At 65.1% G+C, this 3,651-nt stretch carries 4 protein-coding genes and 1 tRNA gene; 3 read left to right on the plus strand and 2 right to left on the minus strand.

The genetic code is table 11. The annotated features are described in order from the left end of the window. Window positions 1-275 precede the first annotated feature (275 nt). Window positions 276-956 (minus strand): NAD(P)-dependent oxidoreductase, encoded by a 681-nt coding sequence (locus NU1_RS39790; RefSeq protein WP_067529711.1) that lies wholly within the window; start codon window positions 954-956, stop codon window positions 276-278. A 156-nt stretch (window positions 957-1,112) separates the two neighbouring features. On the opposite strand from NU1_RS39790, the gene NU1_RS39795 reads away from it, so the two are divergent. Beyond that, on the plus strand, window positions 1,113-2,060 hold the full coding sequence (locus NU1_RS39795; RefSeq protein WP_067529715.1) for an AraC family transcriptional regulator: 948 nt from the start codon (window positions 1,113-1,115) through the stop codon (window positions 2,058-2,060). A gap of 100 nt (window positions 2,061-2,160) precedes the next feature. Then, window positions 2,161-2,233 (plus strand) — tRNA-Ala (locus NU1_RS39800). Between the two features lie 231 nt (window positions 2,234-2,464). Here NU1_RS39800 and NU1_RS42100 read toward each other — a convergent pair. Next, complete coding sequence (locus tag NU1_RS42100; protein WP_157553671.1) at window positions 2,465-2,602, minus strand: hypothetical protein; 138 nt, start codon at window positions 2,600-2,602, stop codon at window positions 2,465-2,467. A 181-nt stretch (window positions 2,603-2,783) separates the two neighbouring features. Between NU1_RS42100 and NU1_RS39805 the strand changes: the two genes are divergently transcribed. Further along, window positions 2,784-3,308, plus strand: coding sequence for a hypothetical protein (locus NU1_RS39805; protein ID WP_067529717.1), 525 nt, complete (start codon window positions 2,784-2,786; stop codon window positions 3,306-3,308). Window positions 3,309-3,651: the final 343 nt, after the last annotated feature.

Below are 3,651 nucleotides of genomic sequence, written 5' to 3' on the forward strand. Positions count from 1 at the left end.
ACACCACACCGAACCTCACCCGGTCACCCCACCCACGTGACACGCACACGCTCCCTCACCGGTAAGGCCCGCGCCCAGGCATTCGCCATCTGGGGATCCATCGGCGCGGCCGCGGCCGTCGGACCACTGCTGGGCGGCTGGCTCGCGGACTTCTCCTGGCGCTGGGCCTTCGGCGTCAATCTGCCGTTGGTCGCGCTGATCCTCGCCGGGGTACTGCTGTTCCTCCTGGCGGCTGTGATCCTGTTCGCTGGTGCTGGCCTTGGCATCCACGGTCTTCATCTCGCCCGCGCGAGATCGCTCGACTCGCGAGGTCCTGACACCGTGACGTGCCGGCCGAGCAGGGTGGAGTCTTCGACGGCACGGGCGAGGAATCTGCCGACACTATTGCGGGACACCTTCCTTCGCTCCGGTGTGGTCGAGGTTGCGGGCATCGCGTCCTCGGGACCGTCGGTCAGGTTGACCGGTCGCACCAGGACCCAGTCCAGCTCGCTGTCGCGCACCGCCTGCTCCTGACGTTCGGTATCCGCGATCTGCGGTTTCAGAACGAGGCGGAAGAACAGCTTGTTCACCAGGTCGAGTCGTGGTCGGGTCTCGGCGACACCGAAGGCACTCAGCACCACCAGCTTTCGGACACTGTGTCGGCGCATGGCCGCGACGACCTGCCGGGTTCCGGTCGAACGGATATCGATGGGTGTGTGCGCCGGACCGAGAATCCGCACGCGCAGCGGATTCTCGGTTATACCGAGGGTGACGACAACGGCGTCGTGGCCCTCTACCGCACGCTCCACATCGGCCGGGTCCAGCGCATTGCCGGACACCAGACGCAGGCGCGGGGAACGTGTCTCGAGCCGTTCGGGATGTCGTGCGAATGCGGTGACATCGTGTCCGGCCGAGAGCAGGTGATCCACCGCGGCGCGGCCGGATCCGCCGGTCGAACCGATTACCAGAACTTTCATCGCTCTACTCCTTGGGATTGCCGAGGCATTCTGTACGCCTTCGTAAAATCCAGTGTCAGACCTGATATTCGGACGGACAATGATTGAGAGTCGATGGTTCTTGATAGATCATCCAGGCTTGTGGACTGGCGGTTCCTCGGGTCCCATACTGGACGCGTGCGAGTCGAACCGGTGTGGAGGTCGGCGGATTCCCTCGGCCAGGCCCTCCACCTATTGCGTATGAGCGGTGTTTTCTACGGCCGCTCGGAATTCACCGCGCCCTGGGGGATCGAACTGCCGGTGTGGCCGAACTGCGTCATGTTCCACTTCGTCACCGAAGGCCCCTGCTGGCTGGAGGTGGAAGGTACTGGGGGACAGTGGCTCTCATCAGGTGACCTCGCCCTGGTCCCACACGGCACCGGTCACCTGTTGACCAGCGGACCGGGCGAGCGCACGACAAAACTCACCGATCTGCCCCGCGAATTGGTCAGCGAGCGCTACGAAATCCTCCGCCACGGCGGCGGTGGACCCGCGACGACCGTCATCTGTGGCGCTGTCCGCTTCGACGACCCGGCCGCCCGTCAACTCATCGGCCTACTCCCACAGGTCATCCGAATCGGTCGCACCGACTCACCCCAGGGCGACTGGATCGACGCCACCCTCCGCTTCATCGCCGCCGAGGCCAAACAGTTGCGACCCGGCGGCGACACCGTCATCACCCGCCTGGCCGACATCCTGGTAATCCAAGCCATTCGCTCCTGGATCGAAGCCGACCCCGCTGCCCGCACCGGCTGGCTGGGCGCACTCCAGGACCCCCGAATAGGCCCGGCAATAGCCATGATTCACCGTGACCCCGCCCACCCCTGGACCCTGGCCACCCTCGCCGCCGAAGCCGCCATGTCCCGCTCCGCCTTCGCCGCCCGCTTCACCGCCCTGGTCGGTGAGCCAGCCATGGCCTACCTGACCCGCTGGCGCATGCACATAGCCCAAACCACCCTCGAACAAGAGGACCTGACCCTCAACGACCTCGCCACCCGCCTCGGCTACCAATCCGAAGCCGCCTTCAGCCGCGCCTTCAAACGCGTAATCGGCACACCCCCGGGCGCACACCGCCGAACCCACTGACCTCTCCGACGAAAACGCCCAGCACCCAGCCGATTTGTGCCCCCGCGACACACTGTGTAACTTCGTCCGGGCACTCGGACCAACTCCGAGAGCAACATTCGGGGCTATGGCGCAGCTGGTAGCGCACCTCACTGGCAGTGAGGGGGTCAGGGGTTCGAATCCCCTTAGCTCCACACAGCAGTTCAGGGCCGGTTCCTCGCAGCGGACCGGCTCTTTTGCTTTCCCGGATCTCCCAACTAATTCCTCTCGCCGCCGTGGATCGGCCCTGCCCGCTGACGGCCCGGTCCAGCGTATCGGCGGCGCCGGCCTGGTGCGCCCGCCCGCGAGCCATGTAGTGCCGCTGGGGCATGGCCGGAGCTACGTGCATGAGCACGTCGGCATTGACACGTGCCGACAAACCGGCATCATCCTAGCCCGGACACGATCAGGGTGCGGGCAGCGTCACCGATCACCGCTTGCTCGGTGAGTGTGCAAAATGTCTTCTCGTACAGGGCGATCTCGCGTGGTTGGGCGGTGGTGAGTTCTGCGGTGATTGTTTCCACCAGCGCCTTCCTTCGGTCGAACATGCAGAAGTTTGATTGCGGCACAAGCTATTCGGTACTGTCCGACGCCGAAATCCGTTGGTAGGCCACCAGTTACATTCCGACGCTACAACAGACCGGACGGCACGATCACGATCTACAACTGGAATACTGGATGGCCGATGATGGAATGGGACAACGTATGAGTGAGACTCGACCGGCGACGTGGGCAAACCTGGCCGCATGGGGGACCTTGCTGTCCGTCCTGCCTTCGGGGGTGTGGCGGGTCCTGGTCGGTCTCGGGGTCGATCTGGGCTGGAGCGCGGAACAGCTGGAGTTCCAGCAGGTTCCGGGTAGCGGCACGGTCTACATGATTGTGCTGTCGGCCGCCTCGCTTGGGTGTGCCGCAATGACCTTCGCCCTCGTAAAACCCTGGGGCGAACGAATTCCGTCATGGTTTCCGGTCGTGGCCGGGCGGCGTGTTCCGCCTGCTCTGCCCGCGACGGTCAGTCTGATCGGTGCGGCGATGCTGACGTCGATCGTCATCATGAGCGTTGCGAACTGGGACCGCGTCAGCGGTTTCAGCGACAACCCGAAGTCCGGCTGGGCAGTGCTGATGGCCGCCTGTTACCTGTCGGCCGCGGCGTGGCCGATCCTGCTGCTCGCCGTCACCGTCGATTACCTGCGGCGGCACCGCCGAATACCGCAGCGGCAGCAGGCCGAGTAGGCGCTGGTGGCGGTCACCGCATCGTTGGATCGCCGGCCACGGCGCGAACTCGGCGACGAACACCATATCGGCCGCGAAGAAGGCCGTGCCGCACTCGCAGGTTCGGTCCTACGGATCCTCGACCGACGCGGGCTCGCGGTCAGCGAGGCCGCCATCGCGCGGTTCGTACGCTGGCCCGCCAGGCCCGCCACAGCGGCCGTTGGATGACTGCGTCCGCACCAGTTTCTGTCGCCGCGGCCGAGATCGTCGCAACATTCACAGTGCTCGCTGAGACCTGCGATCACGAATCGCTTCGAGCGTTCTCCTGGAAATTGTTCGAGCACTGGGATTCGGCCGGCGCTGC

This window comes from Nocardia uniformis NBRC 13702, assembly GCF_001613345.1.
GTDB classification, from domain to species: domain Bacteria; phylum Actinomycetota; class Actinomycetes; order Mycobacteriales; family Mycobacteriaceae; genus Nocardia; species Nocardia uniformis.